16 protein-coding genes are annotated in these 16,328 nt (G+C 71.4%); 9 read left to right on the top strand and 7 right to left on the bottom strand.

The window, feature by feature from the left end:
• Positions 1-103 precede the first annotated feature (103 nt).
• Complete coding sequence (locus E9228_RS09000; protein ID WP_166780260.1) at positions 104-646, bottom strand: P-loop nucleotide/nucleoside kinase family protein; 543 nt, start codon at positions 644-646, stop codon at positions 104-106.
• A 120-nt stretch (positions 647-766) separates the two neighbouring features.
• Positions 767-1,438: a phosphate signaling complex protein PhoU gene (gene phoU, locus E9228_RS08995; protein WP_166780259.1), complete on the bottom strand. Its 672-nt coding sequence runs from the start codon at positions 1,436-1,438 to the stop codon at positions 767-769.
• A 146-nt stretch (positions 1,439-1,584) separates the two neighbouring features.
• Here phoU and E9228_RS08990 point away from each other — a divergent pair, with 146 nt between their 5' ends.
• Both E9228_RS08990 and E9228_RS08985 read left to right on the top strand, forming a co-directional pair.
• Positions 1,585-2,751, top strand: a complete 1,167-nt coding sequence (locus E9228_RS08990; protein WP_166780258.1) for a sensor histidine kinase — start codon at positions 1,585-1,587, stop codon at positions 2,749-2,751.
• Positions 2,748-3,428, top strand: coding sequence for a response regulator (locus tag E9228_RS08985; protein WP_166780257.1), 681 nt, complete (start codon positions 2,748-2,750; stop codon positions 3,426-3,428). Before E9228_RS08990 ends, E9228_RS08985 begins: the two co-directional genes overlap by 4 nt.
• A gap of 246 nt (positions 3,429-3,674) precedes the next feature.
• Here the strand turns inward: E9228_RS08985 and E9228_RS08980 are convergent, their stop codons facing one another.
• Positions 3,675-4,262, bottom strand: coding sequence for a hypothetical protein (locus tag E9228_RS08980; protein WP_166780256.1), 588 nt, complete (start codon positions 4,260-4,262; stop codon positions 3,675-3,677).
• A 177-nt stretch (positions 4,263-4,439) separates the two neighbouring features.
• On the opposite strand from E9228_RS08980, the gene E9228_RS08975 reads away from it, so the two are divergent.
• From E9228_RS08975 to rlmB, 4 genes are all read left to right on the top strand, one after another.
• Positions 4,440-4,922: a CarD family transcriptional regulator gene (locus E9228_RS08975; RefSeq protein WP_017888066.1), complete on the top strand. Its 483-nt coding sequence runs from the start codon at positions 4,440-4,442 to the stop codon at positions 4,920-4,922.
• 55 nt (positions 4,923-4,977) lie between these two features.
• Positions 4,978-6,171, top strand: a complete 1,194-nt coding sequence (ispF, locus tag E9228_RS08970) for a 2-C-methyl-D-erythritol 2,4-cyclodiphosphate synthase (protein ID WP_166780807.1) — start codon at positions 4,978-4,980, stop codon at positions 6,169-6,171.
• A gap of 65 nt (positions 6,172-6,236) precedes the next feature.
• Positions 6,237-7,646 (top strand): cysteine--tRNA ligase, encoded by a 1,410-nt coding sequence (cysS, locus tag E9228_RS08965; protein ID WP_166780255.1) that lies wholly within the window; start codon positions 6,237-6,239, stop codon positions 7,644-7,646.
• Between the two features lie 28 nt (positions 7,647-7,674).
• Positions 7,675-8,694 (top strand): 23S rRNA (guanosine(2251)-2'-O)-methyltransferase RlmB, encoded by a 1,020-nt coding sequence (rlmB, locus tag E9228_RS08960; protein ID WP_111078114.1) that lies wholly within the window; start codon positions 7,675-7,677, stop codon positions 8,692-8,694.
• Positions 8,695-8,956: 262 nt separating this feature from the next.
• On the opposite strand, the gene E9228_RS08955 is transcribed toward rlmB, so the two are convergent.
• Together E9228_RS08955 and E9228_RS08950 are read right to left on the bottom strand one after the other, a co-directional pair.
• Positions 8,957-10,243, bottom strand: coding sequence for a DUF4032 domain-containing protein (locus E9228_RS08955; protein ID WP_166780254.1), 1,287 nt, complete (start codon positions 10,241-10,243; stop codon positions 8,957-8,959).
• Positions 10,244-10,329: 86 nt separating this feature from the next.
• Positions 10,330-11,430 (bottom strand): ABC transporter ATP-binding protein, encoded by a 1,101-nt coding sequence (locus tag E9228_RS08950; RefSeq protein ID WP_166780253.1) that lies wholly within the window; start codon positions 11,428-11,430, stop codon positions 10,330-10,332.
• Positions 11,431-11,693: 263 nt separating this feature from the next.
• Between E9228_RS08950 and E9228_RS08945 the strand changes: the two genes are divergently transcribed.
• Positions 11,694-12,635 carry a DsbA family protein gene (locus E9228_RS08945; protein ID WP_166780252.1) on the top strand — a complete coding sequence of 314 codons (942 nt, stop codon included), beginning with the start codon at positions 11,694-11,696 and terminating at the stop codon, positions 12,633-12,635.
• Positions 12,636-12,747: 112 nt separating this feature from the next.
• On the opposite strand, the gene ypfJ is transcribed toward E9228_RS08945, so the two are convergent.
• On the bottom strand, positions 12,748-13,641 hold the full coding sequence (ypfJ, locus tag E9228_RS08940; protein ID WP_166780251.1) for a KPN_02809 family neutral zinc metallopeptidase: 894 nt from the start codon (positions 13,639-13,641) through the stop codon (positions 12,748-12,750).
• 78 nt (positions 13,642-13,719) lie between these two features.
• Here ypfJ and E9228_RS08935 point away from each other — a divergent pair, with 78 nt between their 5' ends.
• A complete protein-coding gene (locus E9228_RS08935) occupies positions 13,720-14,661 on the top strand; it encodes a 2-deoxy-5-keto-D-gluconate 6-phosphate aldolase domain-containing protein (protein ID WP_166780250.1) in 942 nt (313 codons plus the stop codon).
• 10 nt (positions 14,662-14,671) lie between these two features.
• Here the strand turns inward: E9228_RS08935 and E9228_RS08930 are convergent, their stop codons facing one another.
• Positions 14,672-15,436: an NAD(P)H-hydrate epimerase gene (locus E9228_RS08930; RefSeq protein WP_166780249.1), complete on the bottom strand. Its 765-nt coding sequence runs from the start codon at positions 15,434-15,436 to the stop codon at positions 14,672-14,674.
• A 35-nt stretch (positions 15,437-15,471) separates the two neighbouring features.
• Here E9228_RS08930 and E9228_RS08925 point away from each other — a divergent pair, with 35 nt between their 5' ends.
• Positions 15,472-16,257: an alpha/beta fold hydrolase gene (locus E9228_RS08925; protein WP_166780248.1), complete on the top strand. Its 786-nt coding sequence runs from the start codon at positions 15,472-15,474 to the stop codon at positions 16,255-16,257.
• Positions 16,258-16,328: the final 71 nt, after the last annotated feature.

Here is a 16,328-nt window from a genome sequence, read left to right as displayed (position 1 = left end):
GAGACGGCTGTGGCGCGGGGTGCCGAGACGCCCCGCGCCACAGCCGTCTCCAGCGTCAGCCGTCTCCGGCGTCAGCTGTCTCGGGCGTCGGCCGTCTCGGGCGTCAGCCGAAGTGCGCGGCGATCTCCTGCACGAGGGCTCCGACGTCGTAGGGCTGCGCGGTCTGCACGCGGACGACCGGCCCCACGCCGACCGGTCCGGCTGCGGTCCCGTGCTCGTCCCAGAACGCCAGCACGTCGGCGAGGTCACCGTGCACCTCGTGGCGGATCGGCATCGTGCCCGGCTCGTAGCGGTCCCGCAGTCGGGCCTCGGCGGTCGCCCGGTCGACGTCGCACCACACCTCGACGACGCGCGGCGAACCGGCGGTGGCGAGCCCGGCCTCCAGGAAGTCCCGATCCCGTGACGGCAGCAGGACGGCGTCGACGACGACCCCGTTCTCGACCGCTCCGGCCATGGACCACAGCGTGTCCATCGCGATCCCGCCGAGCGTGCGCGAGGGGATCGTCGGGCCGGCGATGTCGGCCAGTGGCTCCTTCACCCGGTCCTTCGACAGGAAGGGGCAGCCGAGCACCTCGGCGAGGGCGGCACCCACCGTGCTCTTGCCGGAGCCGGGCATGCCGTTGACGATGATCGCGACCTGGGCCATGCCTCGATCCTCCCACCTCCGCGAAACGCAAGGTGGGCGGCTCCCCGCAACGGAGTACCGCTGCGAGCAACCGCCCACCTTGCGTGTTGCGGGACCGACCCTGGGGGCAGCCCGCCGGCCTCAGGCCGGGGACGTCGTGACGTTGGCGGCGCCGGCCCAATCGCCGGTCGCGAGGTACTCGACCTTCTTCGCGATCGAGACCGCGTGGTCGGCGAACCGCTCGTGGTACCGGGAGGCCAGGGTGGCGTCGACCGTGTCGACCGGCCCGCCCTTCCACGCCTCGCCGAGCACGAAGTCGAAGACGCTGGCGTGCAGCTCGTCGACGGCGTCGTCCTCGTCGCGGATCTCGGCGGCCAGGGCGATGTCCTCGGTGGCGAGCAGGCGCGTGAGCTTCTGCGACATCGCGACGTCGTGCTTGCCCATCTCCTTGAAGGTGCCGCGCAGGCCCTTCGGGACGACCTTCTCGGGGAACCGCTGGCGAGCGAGCTGCGCGATGTGCTCGGCCATGTCACCCATGCGCTCGAGCGAGGAGCTGACGCGCAGCGCGGTGACGACGACCCGGAGGTCACGGGCGACGGGCGCCTGACGGGCGAGGATGTCGATCGCGACCTCGTCCAGCGCGGACGCGGCGGCGTCGATCTTCGCGTCGTCGGCGATGACCTCTTCGGCGAGGGCGACGTCCGACTCGCTGAACGCCTCGGTTGCTCGGGTGATGGCGGACTCGACGAGCCCGGCGATCTCGGTCAGACGCTCTTGGACGTCCTGGAGCTCCTGCTGGAACACTTCGCGCATGGGGGAGGGCCTCTCTCTGCGTACCGGACGAGTGTCGTCAGCCCAGGTGAACGGTCGGTGACCTGCGGCTGAACGGTTCGCGATCCGGCCTGCATCCAGGGGTGAACGGCGTCCGAACCGCGTGTGACCACTCCTACACTGGCGGCATGGACAACGCGTGGCTCGTGCCACTGTCGATGCTCCTCGGCGGTGTGTTCGGCGCGGGCGTCGTGGTGCTGATCATCACCGCCGAGCGCACGGCACGTGCAGCCGACGTGGCGGAGCGGAGCCTCCCCGACGGGGTCGCCGCGGTGATCGCCACCATGCACAACCCGGCCGTGGTCGTGGACCCGTCGAACACCGTCGTCGCCGCGTCGCCCCAGGCGCTGGCGGTCGGTCTGGTCGTCCGACGGAAGCTCGTGCACGACGAACTGGCAGCCCTGGTCGACCGGGTCCGACGGAGCGGTGAGATGGGTGCCGAGGACCTCGAGCTGCCGCGCGGCGGACGTGGTGACGTGATCGGCTACCTCAGCTTCCGGGCTGCGCAGCTCGGCAACCGGTACGTGCTCGTCACCGCGGACGACCTGACCGAGAGCCGGCGCATCGACGAGGTCCGGCGTGACTTCGTCGCCAACATCTCGCACGAACTCAAGACCCCGATCGGCGCGATCGGCCTGCTGTCCGAGACGCTGGTCATCGCCGCCGACGACCCCGTCCACGTCCGGAAGTTCGCCGCACAGCTCGTCACCGAGTCCGAACGGCTCGGCGCCCTGACGAAGGACATCATCGAACTGTCGCGGCTGCAGTCCGTCGACGCGCTCGAGGCCAGCGAGGAGACCGCGATCGACAAGGTCGTGCAGGCCGCGATCGACGGCAACGAGGTCGTCGCCCGCGCCCGGGGCATCGAGCTCATCCGCGCGAAGAAGTCGAAGCTCCGCGTGATGGGGGACCCCGGGCTGCTGCAGGTGGCGGTGTCGAACCTCATCGCGAACGCCGTGAAGTACTCCCCGGACAACACCCGGGTCGGCGTCGGTGTCCGCGGCACCAAGGGCTTCGTCGAGATCGCGATCACCGACCAGGGCGTCGGGATCCCCGAAGCCGATCTCGACCGGGTGTTCGAGCGCTTCTACCGCGTCGACCCGGCCCGCTCCCGTGCCACCGGCGGCACCGGCCTCGGTCTGGCGATCGTCAAGCACATCGTCAACAACCACGGCGGTGACGTCCGCGTCTGGTCGCAGCCCGGCAAGGGCTCGACCTTCACGATCCGCCTCCCCGAAGCCGACCCCGAACTGACCACAGCACTCGAAGAGCAAATGGAAGAGCAGCCATCGTGACCAAGATCCTCATCGTCGACGACGAGCCGGCCCTGAGCGAGCCCCTGGAGTTCCTGCTGCAGCGGGAGGGCTACGAGACCGCGGTCGCGGCAGACGGTGTCACCGCCCTGTCGAAGTTCGACTCGGAGAACCCGGACCTCGTCCTGCTGGACCTCATGCTGCCCGGCCTGTCCGGCACCGAGGTCTGCCGACAGATCCGCACCCGCTCGAACGTCCCGATCATCATGCTCACCGCCAAGGACTCCGAGGTGGACATCGTCGTGGGGCTCGAGCTGGGCGCCGACGACTACGTGACCAAGCCGTACTCGACGCGCGAGCTGCTCGCCCGCATCCGCGCGGTGCTCCGCCGTCGGACCGAGGACGACCCGGGGGACATCGGCATCCTGCAGGTCGGCGGGATCCGGATGGACGTCGAGCGTCACACCGTGAGCGTCGACGGCTCCGAGACCCCGATGCCGCTCAAGGAGTTCGAACTCCTGGAACTGCTGCTCCGCAACGCCGGCCGCGTGCTCACCCGAGGGCAGCTCATCGACCGCGTCTGGGGCTCGGACTACTTCGGCGACACCAAGACGCTCGACGTGCACATCAAGCGGATCCGCTCGAAGATCGAGCGCGTGCCGAGCACGCCGGAGGTCCTGGTCACCGTCCGCGGGCTCGGGTACCGCATCGAGGCCTGACGGCCTGACGGCCTGGCGGCCTGGCGGCCTGACGGCCTGACGGCCTGACGGCCTGTTCGCTCCGGCGGACAGGCCGGTCCGGCGGACAGGCCGGTCCGGCGGACAGGCCGGTCCGGCGGACGCCGCTCCGGCGGACGCCGCTCCGGCGGACGCCGCTCCAACGGACGCACAGGAGGCCCGGGCCGGTTCATCGGAACCGGCCCGGGCCTCCCGTCCGTCGCTGGTGCAGCGCGCGCTGCCCTGCGGTCAGTTGGTGCCGTTGTCGCCTTCGGAGGAGTCCGTCTGCGAGCCGTCCTGCGTCCCCGGAGCGGTGGCGTCACCGGTCGGCTGGGTGCCGCTGTTCGACGGCGCGGTCTCGGTCGGCGTCGGGGTGGGCGTCGGCGCGAGGGTCTGGTACTGCTCCTGCGAGCTCGTCAGCACCGGCACCGTGGCCGATGCGCCCTCGGCGCCGTCGTACGAGAAGTACATCTTGACGAGCGAGCCCGGCACCGCCGTGACGTCGTCGAAGTCGACCGTGTCGTGCTGGCCGTCGTCGGCGAGGACGGTCGTGGAGTCGCCCGGGACGACGACGGTCTGGTCGTCACCGTCCACCTCGAGCGTGACGGTGCGGTCGTCGGTGCCGGTGTTGACCAGGGTGCCGACGAACCGGGCGTCCTTCCCGCTGTCGGAGATGAGCAGGGCGTTCCGCACGTCGATCGTGCCCGTGGACACGTCGACACCGTCGGTGATCTGTCGGATCTCCTGGGTGCGCGACGGCGACAAGAACTCGCAGCCGGTCGCACCGAAGGCGATGGTCGCGGCGACGGCGACGGACACGAGTACCCGAGCTCGCAAGAGGTTCCTCCGGAAGTTCACGATGGCGGACCGAGCGGTCCTGCCGATCATCCTACCCAGGCGCCGGTGGGGCAGGACGTCAGGGTCCGCGGCCCCCGGACGGTCGGCGGCGGTCAGGCTCCCCTTACCCGAACGCCCCTTGTGGTAAACTGGAGGTCTGGGAACGGAGCCTGATACATGCAATTCGAGGTCGGCGAGACCGTCGTCTACCCCCATCACGGGGCGGCAACCATCTCTGAAGTCAAGACTCGCGTCATCAAGGGCGAGGAAAAGGTCTACCTGAAGCTTCGGGTCACGCAGGGTGACCTGACGATCGAGGTCCCGGCGGACAACGTCGACCTGGTCGGCGTCCGCGACGTGATCGGCAAGGAAGGGCTCGACAAGGTGTTCGAGGTCCTCCGGGCGCCGTTCACCGAAGAGCCCACGAACTGGTCGCGTCGCTACAAGGCGAACCTCGAGAAGCTCGCTTCGGGTGACGTCATCAAGGTGTCCGAGGTCGTCCGCGACCTCTGGCGCCGCGATCAGGACCGCGGCCTCTCCGCGGGTGAGAAGCGGATGCTGGCCAAGGCGCGCCAGATCCTCATCTCCGAGTTGGCCCTGGCCGAGAAGACCGACGAGGACAAGGCATCGACCGTCCTCGACGAGGTCCTCGCGTCCTGACGCCCGCTTGCGCACCACGAACGACACGACGACCGCACCGGCGCAGAGCCCAGCTCTGGCAGCCCGTGCGGTCGTCGTCGTTGCGGCAGGGTCCGGCACGCGCCTCGGCATCGGCACGGCGAAGGCGTTCGTCCCGGTCGCCGGGGAACGCATGCTGGTCCGCGCGTTGCGGACCATCCTGACGCTCCCCGAGCCGACGATCGTGGTCGTCGTCGCACCGGCCGACCGGATGGACGAGTGCCGCGCGCTCGTCACGGAAGTAGCCGGTGCGGCTGGGGAGTACACGACGATCGTGCCGGGAGGCGCGGATCGCCACGCGTCGGTCCAGGCCGGCCTGGCCGCCCTGCCGGACTCCGTCGAGACGGTGCTCGTGCACGACGCGGCGCGCTGTCTCACGCCGGCGGCGCAGTTCGAGCGGGTGTTCGACGCGGTGGCCGCAGGGCTCACCGTCGAGGCGGACGCGCACGCGATCGGTGTCGGCGTCGTGCCGGCGCTGCCCGTGACCGACACCGTGAAGCGTGTCACCGGTGACGTCGTCGTCGAGACCGTCGACCGTTCGGCGCTCGTCGGCGTGCAGACGCCGCAGGGCTTCCCGCTCGCGGCGCTCCGTCGTGCGTACGCGGTGGCGGAGCGGGCCGAGACCGACGACGCCGGGGTGTTCCAGGCGGCGGGTGGGGTCGTCCGCACCGTCCCCGGTGACGCCGACGCGTTCAAGATCACCACGCGGTGGGACCTCGGTCGTGCCGAGGCCGTCGTCGCGGAACGAGCCGCGGGTCCCCTCGACCTCCGCGTCGGGCTCGGGGTGGACGTGCACGCCTTCGACCCCGCGGTCCCGTGTCGTGTCGGCATGCTCGACTTCCCCGGCGAGCCCGGGCTCTCCGGCCACAGCGACGGGGATGCGGTCGCCCACGCCGTCTGCGACGCGCTGCTGTCGGCGGGCGGGCTCGGGGACATCGGCGGCCGCTTCGGGACGGCGGACCCGCGGTTCGCCGGCGCATCCGGTGACGTGTTCGTCCGCGGCGCCGTCGCGCTCCTGCAGGACGCCGGCCTCGAGCCCGTCCGCGTCACGGTGCAGGTGATCGGCAACCGCCCGCGCATCGGTGCCCGACGCGACGAGATGCAGGACGCCCTGGCCGCTGCCGTCGGTGCTCCCGTGGCGGTCTCCGGCACGACGACGGACGGTCTCGGCTTCACCGGGCGCGGCGAGGGGCTCACGGCGATCGCCACGGCACTCGTCCGGTCCCGCTGACGCCGTTCTCCACAGGCCCCGTGAGGCCCCGCGTCACCGCACGGCACTCCCTCTAGGCTTGTCCCGTGACCGTTCGCCTGTACGACTCCCGCGCCGCCGACGTCGTCGACCTCGTGCCACTGGTCGACGGACAGGTCAGCATCTACGTCTGTGGCCCCACGGTGCAGTCGTCGCCGCACATCGGGCACCTCCGGTCCGCGCTGGTCTACGACATCTGGCGCCGCTGGCTGAGCCACCGCGGGTACCACGTCACCCTGGTCCGGAACGTCACGGACATCGACGACAAGGTCCTCGACCTGGCCGCGGGCACCGGAGAGCCCTGGTGGGCGCGGGCGTACCGCGTCGAACTCGAGTTCACCGCCGCGTACACCGCACTCGGCATCCTGCCGCCCACCTACGAGCCCCGGGCGACCGCGAGCATCCCGCAGATGCAGGACATCATCACGCGACTCGTCGAGCGCGGTCACGCCTACCCTGCCGCCGACGGCAGCGGGGACGTCTACTTCGACACCGCGAGCTGGCCCGAGTACGGCGCGCTCACCCGGCAGCGCCGCGACGACATGGTCGACGCCACCGACGCGGATCCCCGCGGCAAGCGGGACGCCCGCGACTTCGCGCTCTGGAAGGGCAGCAAGTCGGGGGAGCCGTCGACGGCGAGCTGGGACTCCCCGTGGGGTGTGGGACGCCCCGGGTGGCACATCGAGTGCTCGGCGATGTCCCGGCGCTACCTCGGCCCGGCGTTCGACATCCACGGCGGCGGACTCGACCTGCGCTTCCCGCACCACGAGAACGAACTCGCGCAGTCGACCGCGGCCGGGGACGCCTTCGCCTCGTACTGGTTGCACAACGGGCTCGTCACCGTCGGCGGGCAGAAGATGTCGAAGTCGCTCGGCAACTCGATCTTCGCCGCGGACTTCCTCGCCGCCGCGCGCCCGGTCGTGGTCCGCTACTTCCTCGGCGCCGCCCACTACCGGTCCACGATCGACCACCACGACGGTTCCCTGGCCGAGGCCGAAGCCGCGCTCGACCGTGTCGAGGGCTTCCTGGTCCGGGCCGCGGAACGCCTCGAAGGGGTCCGGCTGGCCGATGCCCCCGCGGTGCCGCAGGGCTTCGCCGATGCCATGGACGACGACCTCGCGGTACCCCAGGCGCTGGCGGTGCTGCACGAGACCGTCCGGTCAGGCAACGCCGCGCTCGACGCCGACGATGCGGAAGCGCTCGGGGTCGCGTACCATCAGGTGGCTGCGATGGTCGAGGTGCTCGGCATCGACCCGCGTGCACCGCACTGGTCGGGTGGGGCGCACGACACCTCCGCAGCACCGCTCGCCGCCCTCGTCGAACGCCTCGTACAGGAGCGCGCCGACGCCAGGGCCGCACGGGACTTCGCCACGGCCGACCGCGTCCGGGACGATCTCGCAGGCGCGGGCATCACGATCGAGGACACACCGTCCGGAACACGCTGGAGCATCGCCTGAACACGGCAGTGCCGAACAGGAGAACTGCATGAAGAACGTCTCGGGGAGCAAGAAGGGTCGTCCGGGCGCTGTCCGCGCCGGCCGCAAGGGCAACAAGCAGGTCGGCTCCGGTGGCCAGGGCGCCCAGGCGCTCGAGGGTCGCAAGCCGACCCCGAAGGCCGAGGACCGCCCGTACCACCCGGCCGGCAAGCGCAAGGCCGCCAAGGAACGCTTCGAGGCGGCCCGCACCCGTCGTGGTGGCAGCAGTGCCTCGGCGCCGCAGACCCGCACCGGCGGTCGTCCGCCGGCACGCAAGACCGACGACAGCGAACTCGTGACCGGGCGCAACTCCGTGCTCGAGGCACTGCGCACGAAGACGCCGTCGACGACGCTCTACGTCGCCGCCCGCATCGAGGTCGACGACCGCGTCAAGGAGATCCTGACGCTCGCCAACCATCGCGGCGTGCCGATCATGGAGATCATGCGGCCGGAGCTCGATCGCATCACGGGGCACGACAGCGTGCACCAGGGCGTCGCGCTCAAGGTCCCGGCGTACGAGTACGCCGTGTCCGAGGACCTGGTCGAGCGGGCGTTCTCCCGCGACCAGGTGCCGCTGCTCGTCGCCCTCGACGGCATCACCGACCCGCGCAACCTCGGTGCGATCATCCGCTCCACCGCGGCGTTCGGCGGACACGGCGTCATCGTGCCGCAGCGTCGTTCGGTCGGTGTGACCGCATCGGCCTGGAAGACCTCCGCCGGTGCCGCCGCCCGCACGCCCGTCGCGATGGCCCCGAACCTGACGCAGACCCTGAAGTCGCTGAAGTCGATGGGCCTGTTCGTGCTCGGACTCGACGGGGACGGCGACGTCGAGCTCGACGCCCTGGCACTCGCCGACCGGCCGATCGTCATCGTCGTCGGCTCCGAGGGCAAGGGGCTGTCCCGCCTGGTCACCGAGACGTGCGATGCGATCGTGTCGATCCCGATCTCCAGTGCGACGGAGTCGCTCAACGCCGGCATCGCCGCGAGCGTCACCCTGTGGGAGGTCGCACGCCGCCGCCGTTCGGCGTAGCGCGCACCAGACGACACCCGGGAGGCCCGGTGCCGGTCCACGAGACCGGCACCGGGCCTCCCGTCCGTCCACCCGGCGCCGCTGCGTGCCCGCCGGGCGTGCCGGCCGGGCCTGCCGACATGCCGAGATGCCGCAACTCGCCGGACGTCCTCCGCCGAGATGCCGCAATGTCGGCATCTCGACCGTCGAGATGCCGACATTGCGGCATCTCGAAGAGGGGCGGGCGGGGCGGGAGTGCGGCGCAGCCGCCGCGCCCAGCGCCTCAGACGGACGCGCGCCAGTCGTCGACGTCGTCGTCCTCGTCGTCGAGGGGCAGCGCGATCGACGACGTCGGCGGGTTGATGAGCGTGCGCTCGTCCCGGCGATGCCGCAGCACGTCGTTGATGTACGCGGTCGTGGCCTCGGGAAGTGAGACGGAGCGCTCCTCTTGCTGCGACATGAACCAGCGGTGCTCGAGCAGCTCGTGGAACACCTCGGCCGGCTCGAGTCGCCCACGGAGGTCGCGCGGGATCGCCCGGACGACGGGCTCGAACACCCGTGAGACCCACTCGTGCGCGACCATCTCCTCGTCGAGCTCCTCGCGGCCGTTCCGCGCACGGTAGGCGTCCAGGTCGTTGAGCAGTCGTCGGGCCTGGTTCTCCTCGGCGTCGAGTCCGGTCAGGCGCAGCAGACGGCGCTGGTGGTGGCCGGCGTCCACGACCTTCGGCTGGATCCGGACCTGCGCGCCCGCCTCGGCCGTACGGATGGACAGTTCCTCGATGTCGAAGCCGAGGGCGTTGAGCCGCTCGACCCGGTCGTTGATGCGCCACCGCTCGGTCGCGTCGAACTGCTCGGTACCGGTCAGCTCGGTCCAGAGGGTGCGGTACTGCGCCACGATCCGGTTCGACACGTCCACGGGGTCCGCGTTCTCGTCGAGGCGTCCGCCGGCCTCGAGGTCCAGGAGCTCGCCGGCGATGTTGACGCGGGCGACCTCGAGGTCGTTCTCCCGCTGCCCGTTCGACAGGCCGCCGGGGTAGAGCTTGCCGGTCTCGGCGTCGACCAGGTAGGCCGCGAACGAACCGGCGTCACGCCGGAACAGCGTGTTCGACAGCGAGACGTCACCCCAGTAGAAGCCGATGACGTGCAGCCGGACGAGCAGGAGCGCGAGGGCGTCCACGAGCCGGGTGGCGGTGTCGGGGCGCAGCGTCTGCGAGTACAGCGCACGGTAGGGGAGCGAGAAGCGCAGGTGGCGGGTGACCAGGACGGGCTGGAGTTCCTCGCCCTCGCGGCCGACGCGGTTGGTGATGACCGCGACCGGGTCGACGCACGGCACGTCCATGCGCTGCAGGGTGCGCAGCATGTCGTACTCGGACCGGGCCAGCTCGGCGCTGGTCTCCTTCACCGCGACGACGTACCCGCTCAGGTGCACGAACCGCACGAGGTGCCGCGAGATGCCCTTCGGCAGCGCGACGATCGTCTCCTCGGGCCAGGCGTCGAGCGGCAGGTCCCATGGCAGGTCGAGGAGGCCGGGATCGACGGTGGCGGCGGTGATGGTCATGGAGTCGGGCACGGCGGGTTCCTCTGGGTACTGGGACGAGAACGGACGGGAGGCGCGGTGCCAGCTGGCACCGCGCCTCCTGTGAGTGACTTCCAGCGTTACGCGCTGATGACGGCCTTGTCGTCGAGGCGTTCGCCCGACTCGGAGTCGAACATGTGCACGTGGCCCTGCTTCGGGCTGATGACGATCGTGTCGCCGATCGACGGGTGGTTGCGGCCGTCGACGCGGGTGACGATGTCGGTGCGCGTGCCGTTGACGTCAGCGTGACCGTAGAGGTAGCCGTCGGCGCCGAGCTCTTCGATGACGTCGACCGTGACCGGGAGGCCTTCGCCACTGTGCGAGACGACGACGTCTTCGGGACGGACACCCACGGTGATCTGCTTCGAGCGCGCGTTGCCGAGCGTGTCGCGGTCGACCGGGTGGTTGAGCGTACCGAAGCTGATGCCGCCTTCGAGCACGGTGGCGGGCAGCAGGTTCATCGCGGGCGAGCCGATGAAGCCGGCGACGAACACGTTGTTCGGCTTCTCGTACAGGTCGCGGGGGGTGCCGACCTGCTGCAGGATGCCGTCCTTGAGGACCGCGATGCGGTCACCCATGGTCAGGGCCTCGGTCTGGTCGTGCGTGACGTAGACGGTCGTGACGCCGAGACGACGCTGCAGCGACGCGATCTGCGTACGGGTCTGGACGCGGAGCTTGGCGTCGAGGTTCGACAGCGGCTCGTCCATGAGGAACACCTGCGGCTGACGGACGATCGCACGGCCCATCGCGACGCGCTGACGCTGACCACCGGAGAGCGCCTTCGGCTTGCGGCCGAGGTACTGCTCGAGGTCGAGGAGCTTGGCGGCCTCCTGCACGCGGGTGGCGCGCTCTTCCTTGCCGACGCCGGCGATCTTGAGCGCGAAGCCCATGTTCTCGGCGACGGTCATGTGCGGGTACAGCGCGTAGTTCTGGAACACCATCGCGATGTCGCGGTCCTTCGGCGGGACGTCGGTGACGTCGCGGTCGCCGATGCGGATCGCGCCGGAGTTGACCTCTTCGAGGCCGGCGAGCATGCGCAGGGACGTGGACTTGCCACAGCCCGAGGGGCCCACGAGGACGAGGAACTCGCCGTCGGCGACGTCCAGGTCGAGGGAGTCGACCGCGGGGCGGTTGCCTCCGGGGTACAGACGGGTTGCCTTGTCATAGGTGACGGACGCCATGAGCGTTCGGTCCTCTCCACCGGCAGGTACGTGCCGGACGATCCGTAGTGAAGCGACGACCCGCGAGGGCCGGCGGACGGTCGCCGTCGACCATCGCTGCTCATACAACACGAGTTCTCCGACCGGCGCCAGTGCACCGCTGCCGGTACCCGGGGCGTTCCCTGCTGGTTGGCTGGTTCCCATCGGCCGCCAGTACAATCGCCGGGTCCGTCCGCCGACCGGGGGGAGGCCGAGCGGACACCGACCAGGAGGACAGCCGCACGATGACCAACCGCCCCGAAGGTGACGCCCGCGCTCAGCGGAACGCGCGTCGCGCCGCCGCCCGCGAGCGAGCCCAGCGCACCCGTGCCCAGCAGAAGCGTCGCCAGCGCGGAGCCCGGATCGGACTGCAGGTCGGACTCGGCGTGGTGCTCGTCGCCGCCGCGACGATCGTGACGCTCGTGCTGGTGAACTCCTCACGTCCCGCCGGACCCGGCCCCGACACGATGGCCGACGGCGGCATCACGATCAGCACGGGCCTCAAGGCCGTCGACCCGGACACCGCGTCGAGCACCCCGTCCGCCGGAGCCACCGCCTCCGCCGACCCGGTCCGCATCACCCTGTACGTCGACTACCTCTGCCCGATCTGCGGCGCGTTCGAGTCGACGAACAGCGAGTACATCGAGGGTCTGGTCGACTCAGGCGCCGCGACGATCGACATCCACCCGGTCGCGATCCTGTCCAACCGCTCGCAGGGCACGAAGTACTCGCTCCGTGCGGCGAACGCGGCAGCCTGCGTGGCACAGGAGTCGCCCGACTCGTTCTTCGCCGTGAACAAGGCCCTGTTCGCGAAGCAGCCGGAAGAGGGCACGCCCGGTCTGACGGACGCGCAGCTCGCCTCGGTGATCACGAGCGTCCCGGGTGTCCGGCACGGGTCCACCATCGAGTCCTGCATCGACGACCAGCGCTACGGCAAGTGGGTCGACGAGCGGACCACCGCGGTGACCGGCGGGGACATCCCCGGCTCGGACCTGACGACCTTCCCGGGGACGCCGCTCGTGCTCGTCAACGGCCAGCAGTACCAGTACACGACCGCGTCGACGAACGACGAGTTCCGGACGTTCGTGGTCGGTGCTGCCGGCAGCGCCGAAGCGACGCCGACCCCCACACCGACGCCGAGCAGCTCGTCCTCTCAGACCCCGTCCGCGTCCGCCACCGCGGGCTGATCCCGGCGGCCGGCCCGCTTCCGAGCTCCCGGCGGCCGACCCGCCTCCGAGCTGCCGGCGGCCGACCCGCTTCCGAGCTCCCGGGCGGCCAGGCGTCACGGCGCAGGGAGGCTCAGAGCGAGGACCCGGGGACGCTCAGCGTGTCGCAGCTGGTCGCCCCGCGCTCGTAGCCGCGCTCGAACCACCGCTGCCGCTGCGCACTGGACCCGTGCGTGAACGAGTCGGGGTCGACCTGACCGGTCGCCTTCTCCTGGATGCTGTCGTCACCGACGGCGCTCGCCGCTGACAGGGCGTCGGCGATCTGGGCCCGGGTCACCGGCTCGAAGAACGTCGAGCCGTCGGCTGCCTTCGTGGTGGCCGCGTCGCCGACCCAGGCCCCGGCGTAGCAGTCCGCCTGCAGCTCGACGCGGACACTGCCCGACGAGGCGCCGGTGCCGCTCCGGTCCGTGTCGGCGAAGGTGCCCTGCAGCTGCTGCACGTGGTGGCCCCACTCGTGCGCGACGACGTACATCTGCGCGAGCGGCCCACCCGAGGATCCGTAGGTCGACTTCAGGTCGTCGTAGAACGCGGTGTCCAGGTAGATCGCGCGGTCCGGCGGGCAGTAGAACGGGCCGGTCGCCGCGGACGCCGTGCCGCACCCGGTGTCGGTCGAGCCGTCGAAGAGGAAGAAGTCGGGCGTCGAGTACGACGCGCCGAGCGCCCGCGACTCGGTGCTCCAGTACGCGTCGAGCGACTCGGCGGCACCCTCCATGCGGCACTCGACGTCGGCGTTCGCGTCACGGCCGGTCTGGCACTCGGCGATCGGCGTCGCCTCGGCGCCGTCCTGCTGGATCGGGGTGAGCCCGCTGCCGCCGCCGACGACCCCGCTGAGGTCGACACCGGTGAACTGCGCGATGAGGAACACCACGATGGCGGTGACACCGACCGCGCCGCCGCCGATGGCCGTGTTGCGCCCGCGGCGCTTGACCTTGCCGCCCTGCAGCCGGGTGTCGTCGTTGAACGTCATGCACCGAACCTACGGACCCGCGACCGACCACGCCCGGAACCGGACCACCGGGGAGCGCCGACGGAGTAGACCGGGTCGATGCCGATCCTCGACGAGACCCACCCCCTGTTCCTCTTCGCGATGGACCAGCGGTCCTCGCTGCTCGAGCACACGTACGACGAGGACTCCGGCGAGCCCGCCGACGAGGCCGAGGCCGAACGGGTCCGCGCCGGCAAGCAGCTCGTCTACCGCGGGGTCCTCACCGCGCTCGCCGCCGGGGCCGCCCGTGAGCACACCGGCGTCCTGGTCGACGAGCGCTACGGCGCCGACGTCGCCCGGCTCGCCAAGGACGCCGGGCTGCAGCTCGCGATGCCGGTCGAGCGGTCGGGCCGGGAGTGGTTCGAGCTCGAGTACGGCGACGACTGGGTCGCTCACGTCGACGCCTTCGACCCGGACTGGGTGAAGGTCCTGGTGCGCGACAACCCCGCCTTCGACGCCGAGCGCCGCGAGCAGCAGGCAGCGGCACTCGCCGACGTCGCAGCGACCCTGCACGACGCCGGACGCGCGTTCCTGGTCGAACTGCTCGTGCCGGGCACCGACGAGCAGAAGTCCGCCGTCGACGACTACGACCGGGACCTCCGGCCCGACCTGGTCGTGCAGGTGCTCGAGTTCCTGCAGGACCACGGCGTCGAGGCGGACGTCTGGAAGCTCGAGGGCCTCGACCGCCGCGAGGACGCCGAACGCGTCGTCGCGACCGCTCGCCGCGGCGGACGGGACACCGTGCAGTGCATCGTCCTCGGCCGGGACGCCCCCGAGGAGCAGCTCGACGCGTGGCTCCGCATCGCGGCACCGGTGGACGGCTTCGTCGGGTTCGCGATCGGCCGGAGCAACTGGCAGGAGCCGCTCGAGGACGTCGTCCGCGAACACCTGGACACCGAGGCGGCCGAGCAGCTCATCGCGGCCAACTACCGCCACTTCGTCGACACCTGGCTGGAGGCACGGGGCGACGTCGAGCACGGCGTCGACGCCGGCGCGATCTGACGCCGGCGGGTCAGGTGCGGACCAGCGGCTCCATCGTCGCCAGGTCCGCACCGATGCCGACGTCGACGAGTTCGATCCGACCGGCCAGCGTCGCCGCGGGTCCGCGGAGCAACCCCGCCTTCACGCCGCCGAACGTCACGGTGACGTCCGCGTGCAGGACGTGGTCGTCCGCGATGCCACCGGTGTCCACGTCGATGCCGCTCGGCACGTCCACCGCCACCACGAACGGCGCACGCTGCTCCCGCGCCAGTTCCCGGAGTCCCCCCACGACCTCCCGCGCCGGTGACCGCAGCGGCCCGCCACCGCCGATCCCGAGGACCCCGTCCAGCACCAGGTCCACCTCGAGCGCTGCCTCCCGCGCGATCCGGGCCAGCCGTTCGCCGACCGGGGCCGTCGCGGCGTGCAGGATGTCCGCCGCGCCCGCCGCCGACCCGGCCGAGCCGTCGGCCACCGGGTCCTCCAGGAGGCGCGCCCCGGCGTCCCGAGCCGCGGCCAGGCCCGCCTCGTGGACGCGTGAGCCGACTCGCAGGACCGTGACGAGCCTCCCGGCCGAGGCCAGCCGCGCACCCGCGAACAGGGCGTCCCCGCCGTTGTCGCCGCTGCCGGCGAGGACCAGCACCGAACCCGGCCCGTCACCGGGTCGGACCGCCGGGTCGTCGAGCAGGCCGCCCACGATCGCCGCCAGGCCGTCCGCAGCCCGCTGCATCAGGGGCTCGCCCGCGTCGAGGTGCGGTCGTTCCGCCGCACGGATCTGGTCGCCGCCGTAACCGTCCATGCGAGCCACTGTGCCCCCACTACCCTGGGCAGGCCATGTCTCTCGTCCCCGAAGCGCCCCGCCCCCGGGTGGTCATGTCCCCGGACGGCCTCCCGCTCGCCACCTACGACTTCGGTGACCCCGACGCGCCGGCGGTCGTCGCGGTGCACGGGTTCGCGTCCGGCGCACTGCTCAACTGGCACGCGTCTGGATGGACCCGTGACCTCGTCCGCGCCGGACGCCGGGTCATCGCGTTCGACCAGCGCGGCCACGGCGCCAGTGGGAAGCCGCACGAGCCGCACAGCTACTCGATGGACCTGCTCGTCGACGACGTCACCGCGGTCATCGACACGTACCTGCTCGACGACGTCGCGTTCCTCGGCTACTCGCTGGGCGCGCGCGTCGGCTGGCACGCCGCCGAACGGATGAGCGACCGGATCTCCCGCGCCGTCCTCGGCGGGACCCCGGACGCCGATCCGATGCGGCGCGTCCGTGTCGACCAGGCGCGGGCGTTCATCACCGACGGCACACCGGTGGAGGACCGCGTCACGAACGGGTACCTGACCATGGCGGCCGGGGTGGAGGGCAACGACCTCCGCGCACTCGTCGCGATGGTGGAGGGGATGCGGGACAGCATCGAACCGACCCCGGAGAACGCGCCGACGCAACCGCTGCTGCTCGCCGCGGGCAGCGAGGACGGCATCAAGGACAGCGCGCTGCGGCTCGCCGAGACGGCGCCGCACGCCACCTTCGTCGAGATCCCGGGGCGCAACCACTTCAACGCGCCCACGTCGCGGCACTTCCGGGAGGCGGCGATCGCGTTCCTGGGGCAGCCGGACTGACGCGGGCGGTCCCGTTCCGCGGGACGTCCTGTCCGACGACCGCTGACGGGTACTCGTGGGCCCTCCCGCCG

Source organism: Curtobacterium salicis, assembly GCF_011759505.1.
GTDB classification, from domain to species: Bacteria; Actinomycetota; Actinomycetes; order Actinomycetales; family Microbacteriaceae; genus Curtobacterium; species Curtobacterium salicis.
Note: the sequence above shows the minus strand (reverse complement) of the source record. Positions and strands in the feature narration are given on the sequence as shown.

Excerpts from the sequence above, each read along its gene's own strand:
- E9228_RS08930 (WP_166780249.1), bottom strand. The coding sequence starts at position 15,436 with ATGGACGGTTACGGCGGCGACCAGATCCGTGCGGCGGAACGACCGCAC.
- phoU (WP_166780259.1), bottom strand. The coding sequence starts at position 1,438 with ATGCGCGAAGTGTTCCAGCAGGAGCTCCAGGACGTCCAAGAGCGTCTG.
- E9228_RS08990 (WP_166780258.1), top strand. The coding sequence starts at position 1,585 with ATGGACAACGCGTGGCTCGTGCCACTGTCGATGCTCCTCGGCGGTGTG.
- E9228_RS08935 (WP_166780250.1), top strand. The coding sequence starts at position 13,720 with ATGCCGATCCTCGACGAGACCCACCCCCTGTTCCTCTTCGCGATGGAC.
- ypfJ (WP_166780251.1), bottom strand. The coding sequence starts at position 13,641 with ATGACGTTCAACGACGACACCCGGCTGCAGGGCGGCAAGGTCAAGCGC.
- E9228_RS08945 (WP_166780252.1), top strand. The coding sequence starts at position 11,694 with ATGACCAACCGCCCCGAAGGTGACGCCCGCGCTCAGCGGAACGCGCGT.
- E9228_RS08950 (WP_166780253.1), bottom strand. The coding sequence starts at position 11,430 with ATGGCGTCCGTCACCTATGACAAGGCAACCCGTCTGTACCCCGGAGGC.
- rlmB (WP_111078114.1), top strand. The coding sequence starts at position 7,675 with ATGAAGAACGTCTCGGGGAGCAAGAAGGGTCGTCCGGGCGCTGTCCGC.
- E9228_RS08925 (WP_166780248.1), top strand. The coding sequence starts at position 15,472 with ATGTCTCTCGTCCCCGAAGCGCCCCGCCCCCGGGTGGTCATGTCCCCG.
- E9228_RS08975 (WP_017888066.1), top strand. The coding sequence starts at position 4,440 with ATGCAATTCGAGGTCGGCGAGACCGTCGTCTACCCCCATCACGGGGCG.
- E9228_RS09000 (WP_166780260.1), bottom strand. The coding sequence starts at position 646 with ATGGCCCAGGTCGCGATCATCGTCAACGGCATGCCCGGCTCCGGCAAG.